At 74.9% G+C, this 23,070-nt stretch carries 17 protein-coding genes; 8 read left to right on the forward strand and 9 right to left on the reverse strand.

Going from position 1 to position 23,070, the window contains the following annotated elements; translation table 11 throughout:
* Positions 1–64: 64 nt before the first annotated feature.
* The 3 genes from NP064_RS02560 to NP064_RS02570 form a co-directional block, all read right to left on the reverse strand.
* The gene (locus tag NP064_RS02560; RefSeq protein WP_227568078.1) at positions 65–3,967 is read right to left on the reverse strand and encodes a S8 family serine peptidase; all 3,903 of its coding nucleotides are present in this window, start codon (positions 3,965–3,967) and stop codon (positions 65–67) included.
* 201 nt (positions 3,968–4,168) lie between these two features.
* Positions 4,169–4,744 (reverse strand): protein-L-isoaspartate O-methyltransferase family protein, encoded by a 576-nt coding sequence (locus tag NP064_RS02565; RefSeq protein ID WP_227568077.1) that lies wholly within the window; start codon positions 4,742–4,744, stop codon positions 4,169–4,171.
* Between the two features lie 16 nt (positions 4,745–4,760).
* Entirely contained in the window at positions 4,761–5,087 is a 327-nt protein-coding gene (locus tag NP064_RS02570; RefSeq protein WP_227568076.1) for a hypothetical protein, read from the reverse strand.
* Positions 5,088–5,274: 187 nt separating this feature from the next.
* Between NP064_RS02570 and NP064_RS02575 the strand changes: the two genes are divergently transcribed.
* The 5 genes from NP064_RS02575 to NP064_RS02595 all read left to right on the forward strand — a co-directional run bounded on the left by NP064_RS02575 (position 5,275) and on the right by NP064_RS02595 (position 10,154).
* Positions 5,275–6,972: a M15 family metallopeptidase gene (locus NP064_RS02575; protein ID WP_227568075.1), complete on the forward strand. Its 1,698-nt coding sequence runs from the start codon at positions 5,275–5,277 to the stop codon at positions 6,970–6,972.
* Between the two features lie 152 nt (positions 6,973–7,124).
* Positions 7,125–7,562 (forward strand): OsmC family peroxiredoxin, encoded by a 438-nt coding sequence (locus NP064_RS02580; RefSeq protein WP_227568074.1) that lies wholly within the window; start codon positions 7,125–7,127, stop codon positions 7,560–7,562.
* A 110-nt stretch (positions 7,563–7,672) separates the two neighbouring features.
* Entirely contained in the window at positions 7,673–7,921 is a 249-nt protein-coding gene (locus NP064_RS02585; RefSeq protein WP_227568073.1) for a FeoA family protein, read from the forward strand.
* Positions 7,918–9,897, forward strand: coding sequence for a ferrous iron transporter B (gene feoB, locus NP064_RS02590; RefSeq protein WP_227568072.1), 1,980 nt, complete (start codon positions 7,918–7,920; stop codon positions 9,895–9,897). Before NP064_RS02585 ends, feoB begins: the two co-directional genes overlap by 4 nt.
* Positions 9,894–10,154 (forward strand): FeoC-like transcriptional regulator, encoded by a 261-nt coding sequence (locus NP064_RS02595; protein ID WP_227568071.1) that lies wholly within the window; start codon positions 9,894–9,896, stop codon positions 10,152–10,154. Before feoB ends, NP064_RS02595 begins: the two co-directional genes overlap by 4 nt.
* A gap of 29 nt (positions 10,155–10,183) precedes the next feature.
* Here NP064_RS02595 and NP064_RS02600 read toward each other — a convergent pair whose 3' ends face one another.
* Positions 10,184–10,738: a hypothetical protein gene (locus NP064_RS02600; RefSeq protein WP_227568070.1), complete on the reverse strand. Its 555-nt coding sequence runs from the start codon at positions 10,736–10,738 to the stop codon at positions 10,184–10,186.
* A 134-nt stretch (positions 10,739–10,872) separates the two neighbouring features.
* On the opposite strand from NP064_RS02600, the gene NP064_RS02605 reads away from it, so the two are divergent.
* Both NP064_RS02605 and NP064_RS02610 read left to right on the forward strand, forming a co-directional pair.
* Positions 10,873–13,794 (forward strand): FAD-binding and (Fe-S)-binding domain-containing protein, encoded by a 2,922-nt coding sequence (locus NP064_RS02605; RefSeq protein ID WP_227568069.1) that lies wholly within the window; start codon positions 10,873–10,875, stop codon positions 13,792–13,794.
* 214 nt (positions 13,795–14,008) lie between these two features.
* Positions 14,009–15,643 (forward strand): restriction system modified-DNA reader domain-containing protein, encoded by a 1,635-nt coding sequence (locus tag NP064_RS02610; RefSeq protein ID WP_227568068.1) that lies wholly within the window; start codon positions 14,009–14,011, stop codon positions 15,641–15,643.
* Positions 15,644–15,658: 15 nt separating this feature from the next.
* Here NP064_RS02610 and NP064_RS02615 read toward each other — a convergent pair whose 3' ends face one another.
* From NP064_RS02615 to NP064_RS02635, 5 genes are all read right to left on the reverse strand, one after another.
* Entirely contained in the window at positions 15,659–16,627 is a 969-nt protein-coding gene (locus tag NP064_RS02615) for an alpha/beta hydrolase (RefSeq protein ID WP_227568067.1), read from the reverse strand.
* A gap of 40 nt (positions 16,628–16,667) precedes the next feature.
* The gene (locus tag NP064_RS02620) at positions 16,668–17,630 is read right to left on the reverse strand and encodes a zinc-binding dehydrogenase (RefSeq protein WP_227568066.1); all 963 of its coding nucleotides are present in this window, start codon (positions 17,628–17,630) and stop codon (positions 16,668–16,670) included.
* 61 nt (positions 17,631–17,691) lie between these two features.
* Positions 17,692–18,465, reverse strand: a complete 774-nt coding sequence (locus NP064_RS02625) for a maleylpyruvate isomerase N-terminal domain-containing protein (protein ID WP_227568065.1) — start codon at positions 18,463–18,465, stop codon at positions 17,692–17,694.
* A 66-nt stretch (positions 18,466–18,531) separates the two neighbouring features.
* A complete protein-coding gene (metX, locus tag NP064_RS02630; RefSeq protein WP_227568064.1) occupies positions 18,532–19,773 on the reverse strand; it encodes a homoserine O-acetyltransferase MetX in 1,242 nt (413 codons plus the stop codon).
* 115 nt (positions 19,774–19,888) lie between these two features.
* On the reverse strand, positions 19,889–21,214 hold the full coding sequence (locus tag NP064_RS02635; RefSeq protein ID WP_227568063.1) for a bifunctional o-acetylhomoserine/o-acetylserine sulfhydrylase: 1,326 nt from the start codon (positions 21,212–21,214) through the stop codon (positions 19,889–19,891).
* Positions 21,215–21,650: 436 nt separating this feature from the next.
* Between NP064_RS02635 and NP064_RS02640 the strand changes: the two genes are divergently transcribed.
* Entirely contained in the window at positions 21,651–23,006 is a 1,356-nt protein-coding gene (locus NP064_RS02640; protein ID WP_227568062.1) for a C40 family peptidase, read from the forward strand.
* Positions 23,007–23,070: the final 64 nt, after the last annotated feature.

Genomic DNA, 23,070 nt, shown 5'->3' on the forward strand with positions numbered 1-23,070 from the left:
GACGGCCGGGCTGCGGGTGAGTCGCCCCCCGCGGCCCGGCCGTCGCCCGTCAGGGCGTGGCGCCTCAGCGCCGCACCGTGATGACCCCTCCCGTGAGCGCCGGCAGGTAGGACCGGTCCCCGCCGTAGACCACGGAGATCACCGCTGGCCCGGTGGTCTTGGGCACGGTGAAGGTCGCTGAGCCGTCGACCAGCACCGGCGTCGCGACGGTGCGGCCGTTCACCAGCACCCGCACGGTCCCGCTGGGCGCGGGGGCCCCGTCAGCACCTGCCGCGCGGATCGTCACCGCGGGCGTGGAGCCCTTCGGCGCCGACCATGACGCGGTGGACAGGCTGAGCCGGGCCAGGGCCGGGAGGATGGTGTGCGTCACCGTGGTGGAGGACGCCGCCACACCGGGTCCTCCCGGGTAGGCGACCGTCAGGGTGTGCGAGCCCACGGCCAGGTCCCGTGGCAGCGCCACCGTCGCCGATCCCACGAGCCCGTTCACGGCGAGCGTGCCGGTGGCCAGCACAGCCTCGCCCGCGCGGAGCTCGACCACGCCCGAGGGCGCCGCCGTGGCGCCGGTGACCGTGACCGCCACGCTGGTGCCCGAGCCGTAGCCGCTGAGCCGGCTGGCGGCCTTGGCCGTGGTGGTGGACGCGGACAAGGGCGCCGGCTCCGGGACGGTGACGTCGAGCACCTGGGTGCGGGACGTCGTGGTCGCGTTGTGGCTGTGCAGCACGAGCACCTGCGGCAGCTCGGTGGCCGCCGGGTCGCGGTGCACCGTCATCGTCGTGCCCGCCGCGCCCACCGACCAGAACGCGTCGGCGGTCCCGTGGTCGAACCACAACGCCGGGGCGAAGGGGTCCACCGTGAACGGCTCCACGGCGTCGACCTCGCGGCCGGGGTCGGCGGCGTACTGCGAGAACGTCCACACCTGCAGCGTGGGCGTGGTCCCGGGGGTGATGCCGACGTCCGCCAGGCTCAGCGGCACCAGCATCACGTTGTTGTCGAACACGGTGGTGTCCACGTCGCCGAAGAACCCGTTGATCGGCTGCACGTCGACCAGGGCGTCGGTGGCGAGGTCGTAGGTGACCTGCACGGTGACGTCCGTGGCGGCGTTGAGCTTCTGCACCACGGTCTGCCTGTCCGCGGCGCCGTCCCCGTCGAGGTCGATGTCGATGACAGGCAGCACGGACTGGCCGAGCGTCGCCCACTCGCCGTCGACGGCGATGCCGACGCCCAGGTACCCGCCCGCCGGGTCGGCCCCCGCGGCGGCGCGCTGCGGGGCGGTCGACGCCCAGCCGACGGCCCGCAGGTCGCCCGCGGCCACCGAGGAGTCCGACGTGACGAGGCCGGGGGTCCGCTCGAGGCGGGGGCTCGTCGCGGCGAGCTGGAGGGGCGCGGCCAACGAGGTCCACCCGCCGGAGTCGATCCCGCGGCCGGTCAGCGCCAGCTCCGCCTGGGTGGCGCCCGCGTCGGGGAACGTGACGCCCGTTGCGGTGAGCTCGCTGACCAGGCGGGGGGCCGCCTGCACCGGGACCCGCAGCTCGGTGGTCCCCGAGGTCAGCAGGAGCCTGCCGGTGAGGGCGGCCACGTGCTCGCGCGGCAGGCCGCCCTGGTTGGCCTCCGACGTCGGGTCGAGCTCTCGCTCGAGCGTCGCCGGGTCGGCGGTGAGGGTCAGTGTGACGAGCTGGGTGCGGCCCGGCTGCACGGTGATCGTCGCGGGCGAGGTGGTGATCCGCGCCCCACCGGCCGTGGTCGCCGCAGCGAACGAGGTGGAGTACCGGACCGCTGTGCCGCCAGTGTTCCGCACGGTCACGGTCTTGCGCTGCACGACTGTCTCTGCGCCGACGGGAACCACCCCGAACGTGACCGACACCTGCGCGGGATCCTCCGAGCTGTACGCGAGGACGGTGTCCGCGACGGCCGCCGCGGCGTCGACCCGCCCGGAGCCGACCCGCTGCGGGCCGTAGACCTCGCCCGTGCGCTGCGCCCCGGTGTAGACGTCGTGCGTGGCGGTGTTCATCACCGCGGCCTTGACCTCGGCCGGAGTCCAGCCGGGGTGCGCGGCCCGGACCAGCGCCGCGATGCCCGCCACGTGCGGCGCCGACATCGACGTCCCCGACAGGCTGTGCGCGGCGGCGCCGGAGCCCGAGGCAGCGGACAGGATGCTCGTCCCCGGCGCCGCGACGTCAGGCTTCGCGATGCCGAGGGACCCGTGCGCGCCGCGCGAGGAGCCGGGGTTGAGGACGTCGCCGGCGGTGTCGTCGGAGACTGTCGCGGCCAGCGAGGGCCCGATGTGGACGCTCACCTCGCCGGTTCGCAGGGCTGGCAGCAGCGTCGCGGTGGCGGCCGCCGTGAGCTGGGCGCCAGGGATCGTGGCGTTGCCGGCGATCCCACCGGAGAACACCGGTCGGGTCGTGCCGATCAGCACGCCGACAGCGCCGGCCGCCTGCGCGTTGGCGAACCGGGCGCCGCTGCCGCAGGCGCGGGTCGAGTCGTCGTCGTCCCAGTACAGGTACGCGATCTTCCCCGTGATCTCCGCGCTGCGGGACACCAGCGAGGCGCACCCGCTCACGGTGTCGCCGAGGAACGCGACGGGCGCGGTCACGTCCTGGTCGCCGGTGTACGCGATCGAGTTCTGCGCGGGGTAGGCGCCGAGGAGCGCCGGGTCGGGGGCGGCCACGACCTCCACGCCGTCCAGGGCGAGCGGGCTGCCCACCGAGTTGGCCACGGTCAGGCTGCTGGCGGCGCTGCCGGGGGAGCCGGCCACGTCGGTGATGTCCCCGGAGTTCCCCGCGGAGATCACGGACAGGACCCCGAGGTCGGCGAGCCGGTCGATGATCAGGTTGTCGGGGTCGTCCGAGGGGGTCGCTGAGGCGCCGAGGGACAGGTTCACGACGTCGAGGTGGTCGTTCAGGTCGCCGTCGCCGTCGGGGTCCGCGGCCCAGTCGAGCGCCTCGGCCGTCAGGTTGGTCGACCCGCCGATGTCGCCGAAGACCTTGAGCGCGTAGACGCCGGCCTCGGGAGCCGATCCAGGTCCCACCTGCCAGCCGGAGAGGTCGGTCAGATCGGCGTAGTCGCCGCGGAACGTCGTGCCATCGGGCTGCACACCGTAGCCCGCGGCAGTGGCGGCGACGTGGGTGCCGTGCCCGCTGTTGGGGCTGGTCGCCAGGCTGTCGATCGGGTTGTCGTCCGGGGTGGGGACGGTCGTGGCGCCGGGGAGGGTCGACCTGGGGTCCGCGTCGTAGAGCGGCCCGGCGAAGTCCCGGCCCCCCAGGAACTTGGCGCCGTCGAGGAGGTCGGCCGGTATGGCGCCGGTGCCGTCCGTGCCGTACGCCGCGGCGTACGCCTCGAGGGTGCCGGGGCCGCCGAACGCGGCGTGCGTGTAGTCCACCCCGGTGTCGATGACGCCCACCCGGATGCCGGCGCCGGTCTGCCCGGTGCCCTGCCACACGTCGAGCGCGCGGGTGAACGCGTCGCTGCTGGCGTTGTCGATGGTGCGAGCTGTGACCCGGTAGACGGCGACCACGTCGTCGCGCGAGGCCAGGTCGCGCAGCGCGTCCGCGTCCCCGGAGACCAGGCTGCCGGCGATGACGTTGCTCAGCGTGGAGATGCGCTGCGGCTCTTCGGCCGTCGTGCGGGCGTCTGCCGCCGCCGCCGGGACCACTGCCTCGGCGAGCTCCTCGACCTGCGCGGTGGCGGCTCGCACCTCGTCGGCGGAGCCGCCGTCCTCGTGGACGTCGAGCGCGGAGGGGGCGTCGAGTTGGACGAACGCGGTGACCTGCCCGGTCGCGTCGGCCATGGAGGCGGAGACCTTGGCCCCGGCGAGCGGGCTGGACGACGCCACAGCCCCGCCGGGCGAGCCCGCCTCGGGGGTGTCTGGCGGCGCGGCGCCCGCGGCGCCTGCTCCCAGAGTCGTGGCAGCCAGCATCGCGACGGCGACGGGGAGTGCGAGGGCGGCAGGGAACGGGCGACGCGTCATGGTCACTCCTGCGGGCGGTGGGTGTGATCGGGGTCGGCGGCGCCGCCTCCACCCCTGCGTTCCGCGGCTCGGGAGGGCCCCCGGACTGCACCGTACTGGCCGGTGTGGCGTTCGTCACGTATCTGAGAAATATCCGTTACCGACGAGTACGTCCGGACCGCGTCCGGACCTGTCGAAGCGGTTGGATTGCCGCCCGGGCGCTCAGCGCAGCGGGACGAACGCGTACGAGCCCTGCTGGCTGCGGTCTACCCGGTCGCCGTGCCGCTCGACCAGCCACATGGTGGAGCGCACGGGCAGGACCATGCGTCCAGCGTCGGCGAGTTGCGCGACCAGGGCGTCTGGGAGCTCCTGGCCAGACGCGGACACCAGGATCCGGGCCCAGCCCTGATCGACCGGGCGTCCGAGGACTCCGGGCTCTGCCTGGTCGATGCGCGCCCACGGCAGCGGCCAGGCCGCGAGATTCTGGGCGCCCCACTCCGCCAGGTCCGGCACGATCTCCAGGCCGAGCACCCGGCCCTGCGGGCCCACGAGGTGCGCGAGGAGGGCCGTGGTCCAGCCGGAGCCCGAGCCGATGTCGAGCACGTGCGCGCCGCGCGGGACGTCGAGCAGGCGCAGCATCGCCGCCACCGTGCTGGGCTGGGAGTTCGTCTGGCCGTGCGCCAGCGGCAGCGGGCGGTCCTCGCCCGCATGGGCGCGCTGGGCCGGCGGCAGGAACGCGCGACGCTCGACTGTCGACATGGCCTCGGCGACGGCGTCCGGGATGGCGGACCCGGTCATCGCCTCAGCGTAGGCATCACTCCGAGGGCGGCGCGATCTGCGGGAGCCGCACGCCGTGCGGCGGCGTCGGCACGTGCACCATGACGCCGCGGGGCTTGCGTCCGGGGCGGCCAGGGGCACGGCGCTCCTCGATGTGCTCGAGCGTCGAGGCGCGCCAGACGGCGCCGCCGTTGAGGCGGCCGTCGGGCGGCGGCAGCCATGGGACCTTGCGGGAGAGCCACACGCGGATGGTCGCATTCTCGACGTTGAGACGGGCGGCCAGTCGAGCGATGTCGTACAGGTCGTCCAGCCCGCCAGCGGGTATGTGGGAATCGGGGGAGGCGGCCGTGTCCGGGGGCGTCACGGGTGCGAGCCTAGCCGCCGGCGAACGGGCTCAAGCGGCGTCAGCGCTATCTGACGCGCGAACGTGACAGATGTCTCAGCCTCAGGGCTTCTGGACGGGCGTCCGAGTCCCTATTGTGTTACGGGTGAGTAACAGAAAGCGCGCCATAGCTCGCCGTCGGCCTTGCGGAGGTCGTGTGGATCGGGCGATGCGGCGCATCACCCTGTACATACCCACCCTGACGATGAAGATGACGACTCCAATCGCTCGGGTGCTCCAGGCCCTTCGGCCGCACAGCATGGCCCAGCTTCTCGGCCTGGCCACCCTGCTCTCTGTCCTTCACCGTTCCAGCGTCGTCCAGACGCTCCGAGCCGAGTACCTCAGAATCATCGCGTGGTCGACAGCCCAGGTTCGGGCACTGCTCGCCAGCCCCGCAGCTGACGCGGTGCGCACGAGCCAGGCAGTCGCCGTCATACGCGAGAACCTCGACCTCGTCGCGCACCACACGGGCCGCCTGGTCGAGATGGTGCGCATGCACCACATCACCCGCACGCTGCGCGCCCGCCCCCTGGCGCAGGGCGTGCTCGTCGCGGGCCTCGTCCTGGGCGGCGGCGGCGCCGCGGTCGCGGCGCCCGAGTTGGCTGTCAAGCCTGTCTCTGCGATCGAGCACCAGCAGCGCCTCGCGGGTGTCGCCGAGGTGGCCGCCGAGGCCACTGCAGCGGCTGACGCCGTGCGCGAGGCGGCGAAGGCCGCCAACATCCCCACCGACGACCTCGACGCGGCCACGGCGCAGCTCGACGACGTCCTCACGTCGCACGGCCTGGTGTCCGAGCCGTCAGAGCTCGAGATCGAGCTCCGAGCCGCTGCCGCGCAACCCGCGGACGAGGCCACGGACGAAGCGGCCGATCAGCCGTCTGGGCCGCAGCCCCCTGTTGCGGACCAGCAGACCCCGTTCATGCAGGTGGTGGCCGCCAAGGCGCAGTCGACGGTCGACCAGGCCGCCGGCGAGCCTGTGGGTGATCTTGCCGCCACGACAGCGGCGACCTCGCTCAAGGCGCCCTCCGTCGAGCCGACCACCATCGGCCCGCTGGTCACCGACCGGTCCGCGGGCACCGCGCTGACCGATGTCCTGACGACGTCGGCCAATACCCAGGCCTCAGACGTTGCTGCGGACCTGCATGAAGCGCTCGACCAGGTCACCGACCTGACTGAGAAGGTCAGCGCGGCGGCGGGTGTCGGCAGCGCGAGCACCGCGGTGCTCGCCCAGCCCCCGGCCGTGCCGGAGCCCACCGAGGAGCAGATCGCCGCGGCGGCGAAGGCTGTGGCCGAGCGTGCCGCCGCCGAGCAGGCGGCCGCTGAGCAGGCCGCCGCCGAGCAGGCTGCGGCCCAGGCCGCCGCCGAGGCGGCCGCGAAGGCCGAGGCCGAGGCCGCGGCGCGGCAGGCCAAGGACGACGCGTCCCGGGCCGCGGCTGACCATGCCACTCACCGGGCCGTGACCGAGGGCAACCCCGGTGGCGGCAACGGGCAGTTCTCCGAGGCGTCGCTGTGCGAGCTCTCCTTCGCCCCCGGCGCCCGGCTGCGGTGCGACGCCGCGGCCGCGGTCGAGTCGATGAACATCGAGTTCCGGCACGCGTTCGGCGTCGACCTGAGCATCACGGACTCCTACCGGTCCTACGACGCCCAGGTGCGCACCAAGGCGCAGCTCGGACGGCTCGCCGCGACCCCTGGCACGTCCAACCACGGTTGGGCCAAGGCCCTGGACCTGGGTGGTGGCATCCAGAGCTTCAGCTCCCCCCAGTACCAGTGGATGAAGGCGAACGCCGGACGGTTCGGCTGGGTCCACCCCGGCTGGGCCGAGCCGGGCGGCAGCAAGCCGGAGCCGTGGCACTGGGAGTTCGGCCGCTGACAGCAGGCTGAGCGCCCTCGCACATGACGGGCCCCGCGGGACGACCTCCCGCGGGGCCCGTCGTCGTGTCCGGGGTCTGGCGTCGCCGCAGCGGCCATTTCGACCTAGCGTGTCCGGGGTAGTCATTCCATCCCGATCCGAGGAGACGCCCCATGGCCACCCGTACAGCTCGCACCGCCTGGAAGGGCTCGCTCAACGACGGCTCCGGCACGGTGGACCTCGTCAGCTCGGGCGTCGGCACCTTCGACGTCTCCTTCCCCCGCCGGGCCGCCGAGGACGCGGGCGGGGTCACCAGCCCGGAGGAGCTCATCGCGGCGGCGCACTCCTCGTGCTTCGCGATGCAGCTCTCGGCGGTCGTCGCCGAGGCGGGCGGCACGCCGCAGTCCTTCGACGTGACCGCTGACGCCACGCTGCGCCCCGACCCCGAGGGCGGGTTCCGCATCGCGGAGATCAAGCTCACGGTCCGGGGGACGGTCGACGGCCTGGACAACGACGCGTTCATCGCCGCCGCCGAGCTGGCCTCGACGACCTGCCCGGTGTCGAAGGCCCTGGCCGGCACCGCGATCACCCTGGACGCCGCGCTTTCCTGAGCGCCCTCCGCCGATCGCTGGCCGGGCTGCGCTGCGGCCCGGCCAGCGGCCGCCGAGATGGGGACTTCCGTCCCTAAGGAAAGGCTCGCCTCAGTTCTAGCGTGGTTCGCATGAACCTCGCACAGTGCCCGGTGGACGCGCACGCGCGCGTGGTCGCGCTCGACGCCGAGCAGTCCATGCGCCTGCGCATGAGCGAGCTGGGGCTGCGGGTCGGGGCCGTCGTGCGGGTCACCCAGCGTGCCGCCTTCGGCGGCCGGGTGGTGGCCATCGGCGCCCAGCGGTTCGCCGTCGACGGCCAGACGGCCACGCGCATCGCCATCGAGCCCGTGCGCGGCGCGCACCAGAGCCCCCGGCTGTGAGCTGCCACGCCCCGGGCCCCGGAGGCCTGCCAGGGCCGGACGACGCACGTCGCGGCGGTGGCCGCGCGGACCTGCGGGATCCCGCCACCGTGCTGCTGGTCGGCAACCCGAACGTGGGGAAGTCCACCCTGTTCAACTCCCTGACCGGCGCTCGCCAGCAGGTCACCAACGCCCCGGGCACCACGGTGGAGCTCCAGGTCGGCGTCTGGCGCCAGGCCGGGGGCGCCGATCCCGTGCGGCTGATCGACCTGCCTGGCACCTACAGCCTGCTGGCGCGCTCGCCCGACGAGCGGGTCACCGCGGACGCGGTGGCCGGGTCGAGCCGGTTGGGCCGCGCCGACCTCGCCGTCGTCCTGGTCGAGGCCGCCGGCCTGGCGCGCTCTCTGTACCTCTTGGCGCAGGTGGCGCAGACCGGCTGCCCGCTGGTCGTCGCCCTCACCATGGCGGACGTGGCGGCGTCCCGGGGCATCCCGGTCGACGCGGACCGCCTGGCCGAGGTGCTCGGCGTCCCGGTCGTGGCCGTGGACCCGCGCACCGGCGCCGGGATCCCCGAGCTGGCCCGCACGGTCGAGGCCGCGCTCAGTGCAGGCCCGGGCTCGGTCGTGGGCATCGAGGCGGTGGCCGACGCGGCCGACGCGGACGGGGCCGATCTCGCCGCCGGGCTGGCGCAGGCGGAGACCCTCTTCGGCTGGGTCGACGAGGTCACCCAGCAGCTCGCCACCCCGGAGCCGCGCGCCCGCACCGCCTCGGACCGGGTCGACGGCGTGCTGCTGCGGCCCTGGGTGGGGGTGCCGGTCTTCCTCGCCGTGGCCTGGCTGCTGTTCCAGCTCGCGACCTCCCTCGCCGCGCCGCTGATGGACGCCGTCAGCGCCTTCGTGTCCGGCCCGGTGACCGACCTCGCGCGGGTGCTGATCCCCGGCCCGGCGTGGCTCGAGGGCTTCGTGGTGGACGGCCTGCTGCAGGGCGTCGGCACCGTGCTGTCGTTCGCGCCGCTGATGGCCGTCATGTTCCTGGCGATCGCGCTGCTCGAGGACTGCGGCTACCTGGCCCGGGCCGCCTTCGTGGCCGACCGCGCGATGCGTTCCCTGGGGCTCGACGGCCGCGCGGTGCTGCCCCTGGTGGTCGGGTTCGGGTGCAACCTGCCGGCGCTCGCGGCCACGCGCACCCTGCCGCACGCGCGCCAGCGGCTGCTCACCGGGCTGCTGGTGCCGTACGCGTCGTGCACCGCCCGGCTCACCGTCTACCTGCTGCTGGCCAGCATCTTCTTCCCCGGCCACGCCGGAACCGCGGTGTTCTTGATGTACGTCGCCTCGGTGGCGCTGATCGTGCTGGGCGGGCTCGCGCTGCGCCGCACGGCGTTCCGCGACCTGGAGCAGGAGCCGTTCGTGCTCGTGCTGCCCGCGTACCAGCGCCCGCGGGTGCGCGCGCTGCTGCTCTCGGCGTGGCTGCGCACCCGGGCGTTCGTGACCAAGGCCGGCAGGGTCATCGTGGCGACCCTCGCGGTGGTGTGGGTGCTGCTGGCCCTGCCGGTGACGGGCGGGCACGCCGTCGCCGACGTGCCCGTGCAGGACAGCCTGTACGGCAGCGCAGCGCAGGCCATCGCGCCGGCGCTGGCGCCCGCCGGGTTCGGCGAGTGGCACTCTGCCGCGGCCCTGGTCACCGGGTTCGTCGCCAAGGAGGTCGTGGTCGGGTCGTTCGCCCAGACCTACGCCGTCGACGAGCCCTCCGACCCCAGCCAGGCCGGGGACCTGGGCGCGCAGATGCGGGCGACGTTCGAGGAGACGTCGGGCGGGCACGCCGCGGCGGCCGCGGCGGCGTTCATGGTGTTCGTGCTCGCGTACACCCCGTGCGTGGCGACGCTCGCCGAGCAGAAGCGGCTGTTCGGAGGGCGGTGGACGATCGGGGCGATGGTGGTCCAGCTCGCCGTCGCGTGGGTGCTCGCCGTGGCGGTGTTCCAGGTGGGGAGGCTGCTGTGAGCGTGCTCGCGGACGTGCTGCGCGAGGCTCGCACGGGCGCCACGAGCGAGGGCATCGCGCGGCGCCTGGGCATCGACCCGGGCCTCGCGGAGGCGATGGTCGACCACTGGGCGAGGCTCGGCGTGGTGCACAAGGCCCACGACGTGCTCGGGTGCTCCGGCGGCTGCCCGGCCGCTGGCGCCACGCGGGACGGCGAGGCCCCGCGTCTGCCCATCGGCTGCGCCGGGTGCCCGATGGCGACGCTGCCGCGCGCCTGAGGGGGCGCGGCTGGCCGGTTGAGCCGAGGTCAGCGGCGCAGGGTCAGCAGGCGCAGCGCGCCGGACAGCAGTGCCGGCTCGTGCGCGGCCGTCGCACGCCGCGCGGTGCGCTCGACGAGCTCGTCCACCAGCTCGGGGAGCGCGCCCGGCCGCCCAGACACCCATGCCCCCAGCACGGCCTGGAGCGGCAGCTCGAGCGCGGTGGTGTCCGGATGGGCGAGCGCCAGGTCGCGGGTGCCGGCCACAGCGACCCAGTGGGCGCCCGGGGCCCGGCGGACCACCAGGTCGCCGACGGCGATCCCCGCCGCCGTGGTGGTGGGCCGCGGGTCCCATCGCAGCGCCGGCTCGGTCGCGTGCCACGCCGCGGCGTACCTGTCGAACACCGCGCTGAGCTGGTCCAGGTCGTCGAGGTCGGTGTCGGGCCCGTGCAGGTGGCGGCGGCACTCCTGCATCCAGTGCAGGTCGGCCGGGTCCAGCGGGCGAACCGCGGGGCGGGCGTCGGGGGCCGCACGCCCCGCGGCGGTGCGGGGGGACGGGACGAGGGTCGAGCGGCGATCACGCGCGTGGCGAGCCCTCGTCGTCATGGCTCGTACATCGGCATGCGGGGCATCCGGCACGATCACTCAGCCGGGTGAACCTCGCGCCCTGGCGACCCCGGCGCCGTCCGAGGGGCGGCGTCCCGGACACCCCCTCATCCGGCGGTGGGAGACTGCCGTTTGTGTCGACCGTCACCACTCCCGCACCCCGTGAGCACCAGCCTGCCGCCGACCTCGTGCACGCGTTGCGCGCGGTCGTGCGAGGGCCGGTGGACGACTCCACCCGCCGCCGCGCCGAGTACTCGACCGACGCGTCGAACTACCGCGTGCCGCCGCAGGTCGTGGTGTTCCCGCGCGACGTCGACGATGTGCTCGCCACGCTGGACGTGGCCCGTGAGGCGGGGGCGCCCCTGACCGCGCGCGGCGGCGGCACGTCCGTCGCCGGGAACGCCGTGGGCCCGGGGATCGTCATCGACTTCTCGCGGTCCGTGAACCGGGTCCTCGAGATCGACCCGGAGGCCCGCACGGCGCGCATCGAGCCGGGCGTGATCATGACGGAGCTGCAGAGGCAGGCGGCGCCGTTCGGCCTCCGGTTCGGGCCCGACCCGTCCACCCAGGCTCGCGCGACCCTCGGCGGGATGATCGGCAACAACGCGTGCGGCCCGCGGGCCGTCGCCTACGGCCGCACCGCCGACAACGTGGTCGCCCTCGACGTGGTCGACGGCCTGGGCCGCCGGTTCACCGCGGGCAAAGGGCTCGACCCCGTCCCAGGCCTCGACGAGCTGGTGCGACGTGAGCTCGAGACCCTGCGCACCGAGCTCGGGCGGTTCGGCCGCCAGGTCTCCGGGTACTCCCTGGAGCACCTGCTGCCCGAGCGCGGCGCGGACCTGGCCAAGGCGCTCGTCGGCAGCGAGGGCACCCTCGTGACGATCGTCGGGGCCACGGTCAACCTGGTGCCGGTCCCGGCCGCGCCCGTGCTCGTCGTCCTGGGGTACCCGGACATGCCCACTGCCGCGGACGCAGTTCCCGCGCTGCTCGAGCACCAGCCGCTGGCCATCGAGGGCATGGACGCGCGGCTCGTCGATGTGGTCCGCCGGGTCCGCGGCGCCAGCGCGGTGCCGCATCTGCCCTCCGGCGGCGGCTGGCTCATGGTCGAGGTCGGCGGCCCCACCCTCGACGAGGCGCTGGACAACGCCCGGGCGCTCGCGGCCGACGCCGCCACCGACGCGGTGCAGGTGTACCCGCCAGGGCCGGAGGCCGCCGCGATGTGGCGCATCCGGGAGGACGGCGCCGGCCTGGGCGGCCGCACGCCCGCCGGGGAGCAGGCGTGGCCCGGCTTCGAGGACTCCGCGGTGCCGCCCGCGCGGCTCGGCGCGTACCTGCGCGAGCTCGAGGCGCTGATGGCGTCGCACGGGGTGGACGGCCTCGCGTACGGCCACTTCGGCGACGGCTGCGTGCACCTGCGGCTCGACGTGCCGCTCGAGCGCTCGGGCGACCCGCTGCGCGCCTTCATGACCGACGCCGCGCATCTGGTGGCCGCGCACGGCGGCTCGCTGTCCGGGGAGCACGGCGACGGCCGTGCCCGCAGCGAGCTGCTGCCGGTCATGTACTCGGCGCGCGCGATCGAGGCGTTCGGCGCCATGAAGTCCCTGCTCGACCCGCGGGACCTGCTCAACCCGGGTGTGCTGGTGCGCCCGCGACCGCTCGACGCCGACCTGCGCCGGCCCGCCGCGCGCCCCCTGCCGGCCCTGGTCGGACGGGACGGCGGCTTCGCGTTCGAGCACGACGCCGGCGACCTGACCACCGCCGTCCACCGTTGCGTCGGTGTCGGCAAGTGCCGTGCCGACACCAGCGCGTCGGGCGGCTTCATGTGCCCGTCGTACCTGGCCACCCGCGATGAGAAGGACTCCACGCGGGGCCGGGCCCGCGTGCTCCAGGAGCTGGCGAACGGCACGCTCATCACGCGCGGCTGGTCCGCGCCCGAGGTCGAGCAGTCCCTCGACCTGTGCCTGAGCTGCAAGGCCTGCTCGTCCGACTGCCCTGCCGGGGTCGACATGGCGCAGTACAAGTCGGAGGTGCTGTTCCGCAAGTACCGCCGCCGGGTGCGGCCCGTGACGCACTACCTGCTGGGCTGGCTTCCGCGCTGGATCCGCCTGGTGACGAGCGTGCCCGGCCTGGCCCAGGTCGCCAATGGGGCGCTGCGCTGGCGCCCGTTGGCCAAGGTGGTGCTCGGGGCCGGCGGCATGGACACCCGCCGCCGCATGGTCACGTTCGCCCCGACCCCGTTCCGCACGTGGTGGCGCCGCGAGCAGCGCCGGGCCGGCGCTGTGGCAGGCGGCCAGACGGCGGGCGGATCACCCCGTCCGAAGGTGCTGCTGTGGACCGACTCGTTCAGCGACTCGCTGTCCCCGTCGGTGCCGCAGGCTGCCGTCCGGGTGCTGCGGGCCGCCGGGTACGACGTGCTGGTGCCCGAGGCGGAGGCCTGCTGCGGGCTCACCTGGATCACCACGGGCCAGCTCCCCGCGGCCCGCAAGAAGCTCACGGAGCTGCTCGGCGTGCTGGGCCCCTACGCCGTGAACGGCATCCCGATCGTCGGCCTCGAGCCGTCCTGCACGGCGGTGCTCCGCTCCGACCTGCTGGACTTGCTGCCCGACGACCCGCGCGCGGTCGCGGTCTCCCGGCAGACGCACACCCTCGCCGAGCTGCTGATGGCCCCGGCGCCCATCGGGCCGGACCCGGAGTCCGGCTGGACGCTGCCCGACCTGTCCGACGTCACCGCCGTGGTGCAGCCGCACTGCCACCACCACTCGGTGATGACCTACACGGCGGACCGCACGCTGCTCAGCGAGGCCGGGGCCACCTTCCGGACGCTCGCGGGCTGTTGCGGCCTGGCCGGGAACTTCGGCATGGAGAAGGGCCACTACGACGTCTCGGTCGCCGTGGCCGAGCACGAGTTGCTGCCGGCGCTGCGGGAGGCCGGGCCGCAGGACGTGTTCCTCGCTGACGGCTTCTCATGCCGCACCCAGGCCGACCACCTCGCCGACGTCCACGGGGTCCACCTGGCCGAGCTGCTGGCCGCGCACCTGCCCGCGACAGAGCGCTGACGGGCTCGCCGGGCGGCCGTTCCTGGGTGGAGTGGACAACTCGGTCTACCCTGGACGGACGTCCAGTGGACGTCCTGTGCAGGTTCGGCCATGCGGGCGATGATCGCCCGGCGGGGATGCCCAGACATGCCAGACTCTCATCGGCCGGGCTCCTGGCAGACCAGCGTGAGACGCCCGCAGGCTCGAGCCCGCCGCGCCAAGGAAGCAGGAGCAGATGCCGATCTTCGAGCTCGACGAGGGCCGCCCCCTCCTCGTCCAGCCGATGCAGCCCGCTGCCGGCACCTTCGCGCCCGACGCGTCGGCACTGGTGACCGAGCACCTGACCGCACTGCTCGGTGAAGAGCTGTTCCTCGTGACCACCCGCACCGCGCCCGAGGGGGCGCAGCTGCTGGCCCTGGACGCGGCGGGCCGCCCTGTCGTCGTCGAGACCGCTCCTGTGCTCGACGGCCCGGCGCTGGTCCGGGCGCTGAACCACGCGGGGACCGCCGCGACCCGCACCCGCGGAGAGCTGCTGCGAGCGTACGACGGCGGGCGCAGCGCGTTCGACGCCGACCTCGCGGCATTCCGGGAGCGCGTGCCGATGCGCGGCGGAGCGACGGACGGCGCCGTCCGGCTGGTGGTGCTGTGCGCCGAGGTGGACGCCGAGATCGGCGACGCCGTGGCGTTCCTGCGGTCGACCGGGGACGTGCAGGTGCTGCAGACCGGGGTGGTGCAGGGCGCCGACGGGCGCCGGTTCGTCGAGGTCTCCCCGTGGTCGCACGATGGCTCCACGGCCCGTCGGGCCGTCGAGCCCGCTCCCACGCGGGCAGCAGACCCAGTGCTCGACCTCACGAGCAGGCACGCCCACACCGCGGCCCAGGCCATCGTGCCCCCGCCCGTCACCGCACCGCCGGCGTCACCGGTCTCGGTGAGCTCCGCGGAGCCTGTCGCCGCTCCGGCCCGCGACCTCCCGGCGGCGACCGCTCCCGCGTCTGAGTCCGCTACGACCTCGGACCTCCCGCCCACGCCGGCGCCGCTGCCCACGCCGGCGCCGCTGCCTGCGCAGCACGGCCCCCAGTCCCCCCGGAACGAGCCTGGGCGTCGCGCGGGGAGCGTCTTCCCGTCGCCAGCCCGCCCGACCCCGGCCAGCGCCCGCGTCGACGAGACGATCGTGCTGCCCGCCGGGGCGGTCGAGGACTTCGACGAGGAGCTGGGCCGCACCCGCCCCTCGGTCGACCGCTGGGAGCCGGCGACGGCGGCCACCGGCGCCCCTGCGGCGGCTCCGCCCGAGGAGGACGCGCGCTGGACGGGACCGAGCCGTCGCAACCCCGGGGCCGCGGAGTGGCCCGACCTGGCGTCGACCGGCATGCACCGGGTGGCGCCCGATTGGGCCGCGGTGACCCCCGAGGCCGCCTCGTCGAGCACCGCCCGGCCCGCCACATCCCCCACGCCGGGCCACGGCCAGTGGCCTGCTCCCGAGAGGCCCTCGGGGACCCGCGCGCCGTTCGTCCCGCCGACCGGTCCGCAGCCCGCCGCGCGCCGGGTGTCGGCGGTCCCCCCGCCCGCGGACCTGACGCCCTGGACCGGCGTCCCCTCCCAGCCGACGCCCCGGCCGCACCCCGCGCTGGCCGCGCTCGCAGGGGAGCAGGGCGCCGCCACGGCGCTCGTGTGGGTCCGCGCCCGTCGGGGGCAGCGGCTGGTGGCCACCCTCCGCGTCGACGGCGTGATCGAGCTGCCCGACGGGCAGCTGGTCTCCGACCCGGACGAGGCCGCGGCCACTGCCGCCGACGCCGAGGGGACGGTCGACGGGTGGCGGGCCTGGCGGCTCGGCGACGGCGGCCCCACCCTGCTCGAGGCCACCGGCGCCTGACAGCGGAGTGGCGCGTCAGCCCCAGCCGTACGCGGCGAGCCAGCGGCTGGTCTCGGCGTAGAACTGGGCGCGCACGGGCGGCCTGGAGAGCGTCAGGTCGTGCAGCCCACCGGGGATCCGCGCGATCGTCACGATGGGGCCCAGCTGCACTGCACGGCGTGCGAGCAGCTCGACGTCGAGCACCGAGTCAGACTGGCGCATCGCCTCGCTCCATCGCGGGCTGATCGAGGAGCGGCTGGAGGCGGCCATGAGGATCGGCGCCTGGATGTCGAGCCCTCGTGCCACCTGCGCGTGGCCGTCCAAGATGGCGCGGAGCCAGCCGGCGCGGACCGGGAAAGCCGGCACGGGCCGCCACCGCGGGTCGTACTCCCACTCGCCGCCGTCGACCGCGCGCAGCGTGCGCGCGTAGTACCCGGGGTCGATGTTCGGCAGCGCCGCGCGAGGGCTGAACCGGGCGAGCTGGTGGATCGCCGGGGTGCTCACGTGGCGGAGCACCGCCGAGCCCTGCAGCTCGAGCCACGGGCTGTTCAGCACGAGGGCGTCGGCCTCGCCCGGGCGCCGGTTGGCCCACAGCACGGAGACGAGCCCGCCCGTGGAGTGGCCCATCAGCAGCAGGCGTGACCGCGGGCCCAGGTCGCGCCGTATCTGCGCGATGGCGGCGTCGATCTCCTCGTCGTAGGTCCGCAGGTCGTCGACGTACCCGGGCGTCTGGTGCTCGCGCAGGCTGCGGCCGTACTTCCGCAGGTCCAGCGCGTAGAAGGCGGCGCCCTGCCGGTGCCAGAACTCGGCCAGCTCGGTCTGGAAGAAGTAGTCAGACCAGCCGTGCAGGTACAGCACGGCACGGGAGGGGCGGAGCGCCTCCGGGCTGGGCGGGGCGTACCGCACGAGCGTGGCGACCACCTCGCCCTCGTCGTCGGGCGCGAGCTCGAGCGTCCGGGCGCGAAAGTCGGGCCCGAGCACATCGGGCTGCCAACGACCGGCCACTCGTCCCTCCCTCTCCTCATGCCTCCGTGGTGGCGGCGGCTCAGACCTCGAGCACGACCTTGCCGAACTGCGCGCCGTCGGCGAGCCGCCGCAGCCCCGCGTCGGCCCGGGCGAGCGGGTAGGTCGCGTCGACCAGTGGGCGCAGGCCTGTCCTGTCAAGCAGGGCCAGCAGGTGCACGAGGTCCTCACGGGAGCCCATCGTGACCCCGACCACGGAGAGCTCGAGGAAGAAGATGCGCTGGAGCTGGGCCGCGTCGGGGTCACCGGACGTGGCGCCCGCGACGACCACCGTGCCCCCGGGGCGCAGCGCGCTGATGGAGTGCGCCCAGGTCGCGGCGCCCACCGTCTCCAGCACCAGGTCCGCCTTGGCGGGGAGCCGCTCCCCGGGGGCCAGGGCCCCGGCGGCCCCGAGCTCGAGGGCGCGGGCGCGGCGGCCCTCGTCCCGGCTGGTGACCCACACCTCCAGGCCCGACGCGGCGCCGAGCAGCACCGCGGCGGTGGCCACCCCGCCTCCCGCGCCCTGCACGAGCACCCGCTGGCCGGGGGTCGCGCGCCCACTTGTGAACAGCATCCGGTAGGCGGTGAGCCAGGCGGTGGGCACGCACGCGGCCTCGACGAAGGACAAGCCTGCCGGCTTGTCGACGAGGTTCCACGTGGGCACGGAGACCTGCTCGGCGAGCGTGCCGGGATACCGCTCGGAGAGCAGGCTCCGTGGCTCGTCCGGGCCGACGCCGTGGCCGCTGGCGCCGCCGATGACGGAGTGCACCACTACCTCCCGCCCGTCCGGGGCGACCCCGGCGGCGTCGGTGCCCAAGATCATCGGCAGCCGGTCTCCACGCAGCCCGACCCCCCGCAGGGACCACAGGTCGTGATGGTTCAGGCTCGCCGCGCGGACGTCCACCGTGGTCCAGTGCTCGCGCTCGGCCGGCGCGGGTCGCTCGCCGATCTCCAGAGCGCTCAGCGGGTCGTCGGGGTCGGTCCGGGCGGCGTACGCGGCGAGCATCTGTGCACCGTACCGCGCTGCGGCGTCGCGGACCCGTGCGTCGCGGGCCCGGCGGACCGGCTCAGATCAGGGGCAGGACCCGGCCGAGGTCCGGCACGGCGTCCGACGTGTAGGAGGCCTGCAACGCGCCGGCCAGCGTGTCGACGTCGAACGGGATGCGGCCGGCGGCGAGCCGCGTCCACGTGAGCGGCTCGACCACCTCGAGGCTCCAGCCGCCACGCGCGACGAGCACGTCGAGCAGCGTCTGGGAAACGAGCTGGAGGGCGCCGTGGTCCACGGGGCCCGGGCCGGGGGCGCCGCGATCGAGCGTCACGGGGCCGTGGGGTCGGGCGTCGGCACGCTCGACGGAGCGCTGCAGGTCGTCGGCGTGCACCACGAGCTCGATGACGCGCGTGGCGACCATGTCGCTGAGCCGGATCGGGCCGCGCCGGGCGACCACCACCTGATCGGCCGTCCCGAGGGCGTCGAGGTGGGCGAAGGCCTCCGTCGCAAGGGCGTCGACGCCCTCCAGTGGGGCGGTGGAGATCGACTCGGCCAGGTCGCGCGTGCCCTGCGCGATGGAGTCGGCGCTGCCCGCGTAGCCGGCGACGTACTCGCCCAGGGCCTGCGGCACGGTTCCGGGAGGTGCGGGCTCCAGCACGCTGAGGGCGTTGAGCGCCCGCCCGACGTGCGCCACCAGGTCCGCCACCGTCCAGCCGCCGAGGATGCTCGGCTCGGCGCCGACGCGGGCGTCGACCTGATCGCCGATCCACGCGCGCAGGAGGGCCCACTGCTCGCGCAGGGCGCCCGTGGCCGCGGCGAGCTCGGGCGAGGGCGGCGCGGGGGTGCTGGTCATCTGCCCATCCTCGCGCAGGGCCGGCTCCGGGCGCAGTGGTTCGACCCGGGGGAGTGCCGACCCGTTTCAGAGCCCGCCGAGGAACTCCGTGATGATGGCGCCCAGTTGCTCGGCCTCGATGAGGAACCCGTCGTGGCCGTAGTCCGAGTGGATGGTCCGCACCGGGCCGGCGCCCGGGATCCCGGCGGCGATGCGCGCCGACTGCGCCGGGAGGAAGAGCCGGTCCGAGTCCACCGCCACGACCAGGGCCTTCGCGGTGATCGCCGCGAGCGCCGCTTCGACGCCCCCGCGGTCGCGGCCGAGGTCATGCGTGATCATCGTGCGGGTCAGCACCACGTACGTGTTCGCGTCGAACCGCCGGGCGAGCTTGTCGCCGTGGTGGTCCAGGTAGGACTGCACCGCGAAACGCCCGCCCTCGAACGGGTTCTCGCCGCCCTGGGGAATCCGCCCGAACCGCTCGTCCAGCTCGAACGCGGAGCGGTAGGTCTGGTGGGCGATCTGCCGCGCGAGGCCGAGCCCCAGGTGCGGCCCCTCGCCATCGGGCGCGTCGTAGTAGTCCCCGCCCGCGAACCCCGGGTCGGCGTGGATCGCGGCGAGCTGGGTGTGGAAGCTCGCGATCTGGTCCCCGGAGGTCTGCGCCGCGGTGGCGATCGCCGCCAGGCCGCGGACCCGATGAGGGGCCGTGGCCGCCCACTCGAGGACGCGCTGGCCGCCCATCGAGGCGCCCGCCACCAGGGCCCAGGCGCCGACGCCCAGCGCGTCGGCGAGGCGCAACTCGGCCGCGACCTGGTCCCGCACCGTCACGTGCGGGAACCTGCTGCCCCACGGCCGCCCGTCGGGCGCGGTGGAGGACGGCCCGGTCGAGCCTTGGCAGCCGCCGAGGACGTTCGGGGCCACCACGAAGTAGCGATCGGTGTCGATCGGAGCGCCGGGCCCCACCAGGGACGACCACCACCCTGGGGTGGGGTGCCCCGGCCCCGCGTCGCCCGTGACGTGCGAGTCGCCCGTCAGGGCGTGCAGCACCAGCACCGCGTTGTCACGGGCCTCGTTGAGCGTCCCCCACGTCTCGTAGGCGAGTCGCACAGCAGGCAGGCGCCCGCCGCCCTCGAGGTCGAGCGGGCCCGTGTCCAGGAACAGCCGGCGCCCAGGCTCGTCGCCCTCCCGCCACGCGCTACTCGCCCGCGCGGGCGAGGACGCCGGGGCGGCAGGCGCCGTGCGACGGCCCGTGGCCGCCGCCGTGCTGGCCGACGCGCCCGCCCGGCGCGGGCCGCCTGAGGCGGCGACCCGGGCGGTGTGTTCCGACGACATGGCGTCCCAATCTACGGTGGCGGCCCGGGAGCCGCCGCCGACCGGCGAGTGGGGTGTGCTGGCCCAGGCGCCGTCGGCCGGCGGCGTGCTCGTCGGGATGTCCGGCACGTCGGCCTCAGGCGTCCTTCGCGGCCCGGAAGCCCGCGTCGAGGTCGGCGAGGATGTCGTCGATCCCCTCCAGGCCCACGGACAGCCGCACGAGCCCGGGCGTGACGCCCGACAGGGCCTGCTGCTCGGGGGTGAGCTGGCTGTGCGTGGTCGAGGCGGGGTGGATCACGAGCGACCGAACGTCGCCGATGTTGGCCACGTTGGAGTGGAGCTCGAGGGCCGACACGAAGGCCTGGCCGGCCTCGGACCCTCCGTCGAGCTCGAACGCGAGCACCGCGCCCGCGCCGCGCGGCAGGTACTTCTGGGCCCGCTCGTGCCACGGGCTGGACGGCAGGCCGGCGTAGTGCACCGTGCGGACGTCGTCGCGGGCCTCGAGCCACTCCGCGACCCTCTGCGCGTTCTGCACGTGGCGCTCGATGCGCAGCGACAGCGTCTCGATGCCCTGCGCGATGAGGAACGCGTTGAACGGGGAGATCGCCGAGCCCAGGTCCCGCAGCAGCTGCACGCGGGCCTTGAGGATGAACGACAGGTTGGCGCCGAACGGACTGCCCACCCCCAGGTCCCGGGCGTACACGAGGCCGTGGTAGCTCGGGTCCGGGGTGTTGTAGTTGGGGAACCGCTCGGGGTGCTGGGCGAAGTCGAACGTGCCGCCGTCGACGATGACTCCGCCGATCGCGGTGCCGTGGCCGCCCAGGTACTTGGTAGCCGAGTGCACCACGATGTCCGCGCCGTGGTCGATGGGCCGCACGAGGTAGGGCGTGGCCACGGTGTTGTCGACCACCAGCGGGACGCCCGCGGTGTGGGCGACGTCGGCCACCGCCTCGATGTCCAGCACGTCGGCGCGCGGGTTGGGGATCGTCTCGGCGAAGAAGAGCTTGGTGGTGGGGCGGACCGCGTCGCGCCAGGCCTGCGGGTCGTGCGGGTCGGTCACGAAGGTCGTCTCGATGCCCAACTTGGGCAGCGTGTGGTGGAGCAGGTTGTAGGTGCCGCCGTAGAGGCTGGGGCTCGCGACGACGTGGTCGCCTGCCTCGGCGATGTTGAGGATGGCGAGCGTCTCAGCGGCCTGGCCGGAGGCGACCAGCAGTGCGCCGACGCCGCCCTCGAGCGAGGCGATCCGGTCTTCGACGACCTGCTGGGTGGGGTTGCCGATGCGCGTGTAGATGGGCCCCAGGTCCTTCAGGGCGAACCGGTCGGCGGCGACGCCGGCGTCGGGGAACACGAACGACGTGGTCTGGTAGATCGGCAGCGCGCGGGCCCCGGTGGCCGGGTCGGCGGTCTGGCCGGCGTGGATCTGCCGGGTCTCGAAGGACCAGTTCTGCGTGGGATCTGTCACGGTGGGCTCCTCGTTCGGGCGGCGGGTCGGGGTGCGGCGCACCACCCGCGGGTCAGGGCTGGCGGGGTGAGGCGCACGCCCTCTGGTGCCGGGGAGCGGCCCTGTCAGCGGCCGCGTCCAGCCTCGGGTGGAGGGGATGGACGGTCCGGGCTGCGGGCACAGCCGAGCGTGCGCTGGTCAGCGACACATTCGGCGGGACATGGGTCGAGACTAAGAGCGCTGTCCTCGATGTGGAATGGGTATCTCATTAGGCGAGACGATCCGGGTGGGGTGGCGACCCTCCTCGAGAGATGTCCGAGATGCCCGGAAACTACATCGCTGTGACTCGTGTGGCTGGTGTGGCGCGTGTTCACTTCGGCTCGATCCGCGGGTAGCGTGCCAGGACCGGGGGCCTCCAAGGCTCAAGTGCGGGGCGCGGGCGGACGAAGGAACACAGGTGAGCACACAGCAGAGAACGGCCACGAGGCGCCGCCCCCTCATCGCGCTGCTCGCGGTCGGGCTGCTGCTGGCGCCCTTGACCGCCGCCACCGCGGCCCCCGCGCCGCCCTCGGACAAGGACGTGCGGGACGCGCGGGCCGCCGTCGCCGGCGCCCAGCGCTCGGTCGCCTCGCTCGAGGTGCGGCTCGCGCAGCAGAGCGTCGAGCGCGACGCCGCCGAGACCGCCGTGCAGGCTGCGGGCGAGGCGTACACGCGGGCCGAGGTCGCCCGCGAGACCGCCTCGGCCTCCGCCAAGGTCGCCGCCGAGCGCTACGAGAGCGCCATCGCCGAGGCCGAGCACGCGCGACGGACCCTCGTGGCCATCGCCCGGCAGGCCGCGCGCTCGGGCGGCTCGATGGACGAGGTGCAGGCGTTCCTCTCCGCTGAGGGCCTCGAGGAGCTCGTCGACCGCAGCAACGCCATCGCGCGCGTGGGTTCGCGGTCCGACGAGGCTGTGCAGTCCTATCTCGCCGCCCAGCTCGTCGCGACAGCGCTCAAGGAGCGCTCGGACGAGGCGTACGCGCAGCAGGAGGCCGCGACGCGAGCGGCGAAGGACGCCCTCGCGGCCGCTGAGCAGGCGCACGCCGACGCCGAGGCGACGCTCGCCGCCGTCGACGCGGAGCGCGGCCGGCTGATCGCCGAGCTCGCCGCGGCCCGCAGCACCAGCGCCGCGGTCGAGACCGCCCGCCAGGACCAGCTCGACCTCGAGCGCCGGCAGCGCGCCGAGGCCGCGGCCGAGGCTGCGCGCCGCCCCTCCCAGTCGGCCCCGCCGGCTGCCTCGACCCCCGTCGTCTCGAGGCCCGGCGCAGGCTCTCCGGCAGCCCCAGCAGCCCCGGTCGCGCCGCCCCCGGCCGGCGGCGAGCCCGCGGCCCCGCCCGCTCCCGCGAACCCCGTCACGCCGCCGTCCGGCAAGTACGGCCTGGGCACCGGGACCACGCGCGGCACCGCCGCGCAGGGCGAGGCGGCCGTCGCATGGGCCGTGGCCCGGGTCGGCACGCCGTACCTGTGGGGAGGCGTGGGCCCCGACGGCTACGACTGCTCCGGCCTGACGATGAAGGCGTGGCGGGACGCGGGCGTGAACCTCAACCGCACGTCGCGGGACCAGTACAAGCAGGTGCGCAAGATCAGCTACGACGAGATGCGCCCGGGCGACCTGGTCTTCTGGGGCTCGAACGTCAACGACCCCGACTCGATCACCCACGTGGCGATGTGGATGGGCAACAACCAGATCGTCGAGGCGCCTCGCGCCGGCGTGCCCGTCCGTGTCACGCCGATGCGCTGGTCCGGCACCATGACGTACGCGGGACGTCCCTGACATACGCGAAACGGCCCCGGCCGGACCGCGCGGCGTCTCTGCCTGCGCGGTCCTGCCAGGGCCG

Origin of the sequence: Cellulomonas chengniuliangii (assembly GCF_024508335.1) — a bacterium.
Classification (GTDB): Bacteria; Actinomycetota; Actinomycetes; order Actinomycetales; family Cellulomonadaceae; genus Cellulomonas_A; species Cellulomonas_A chengniuliangii.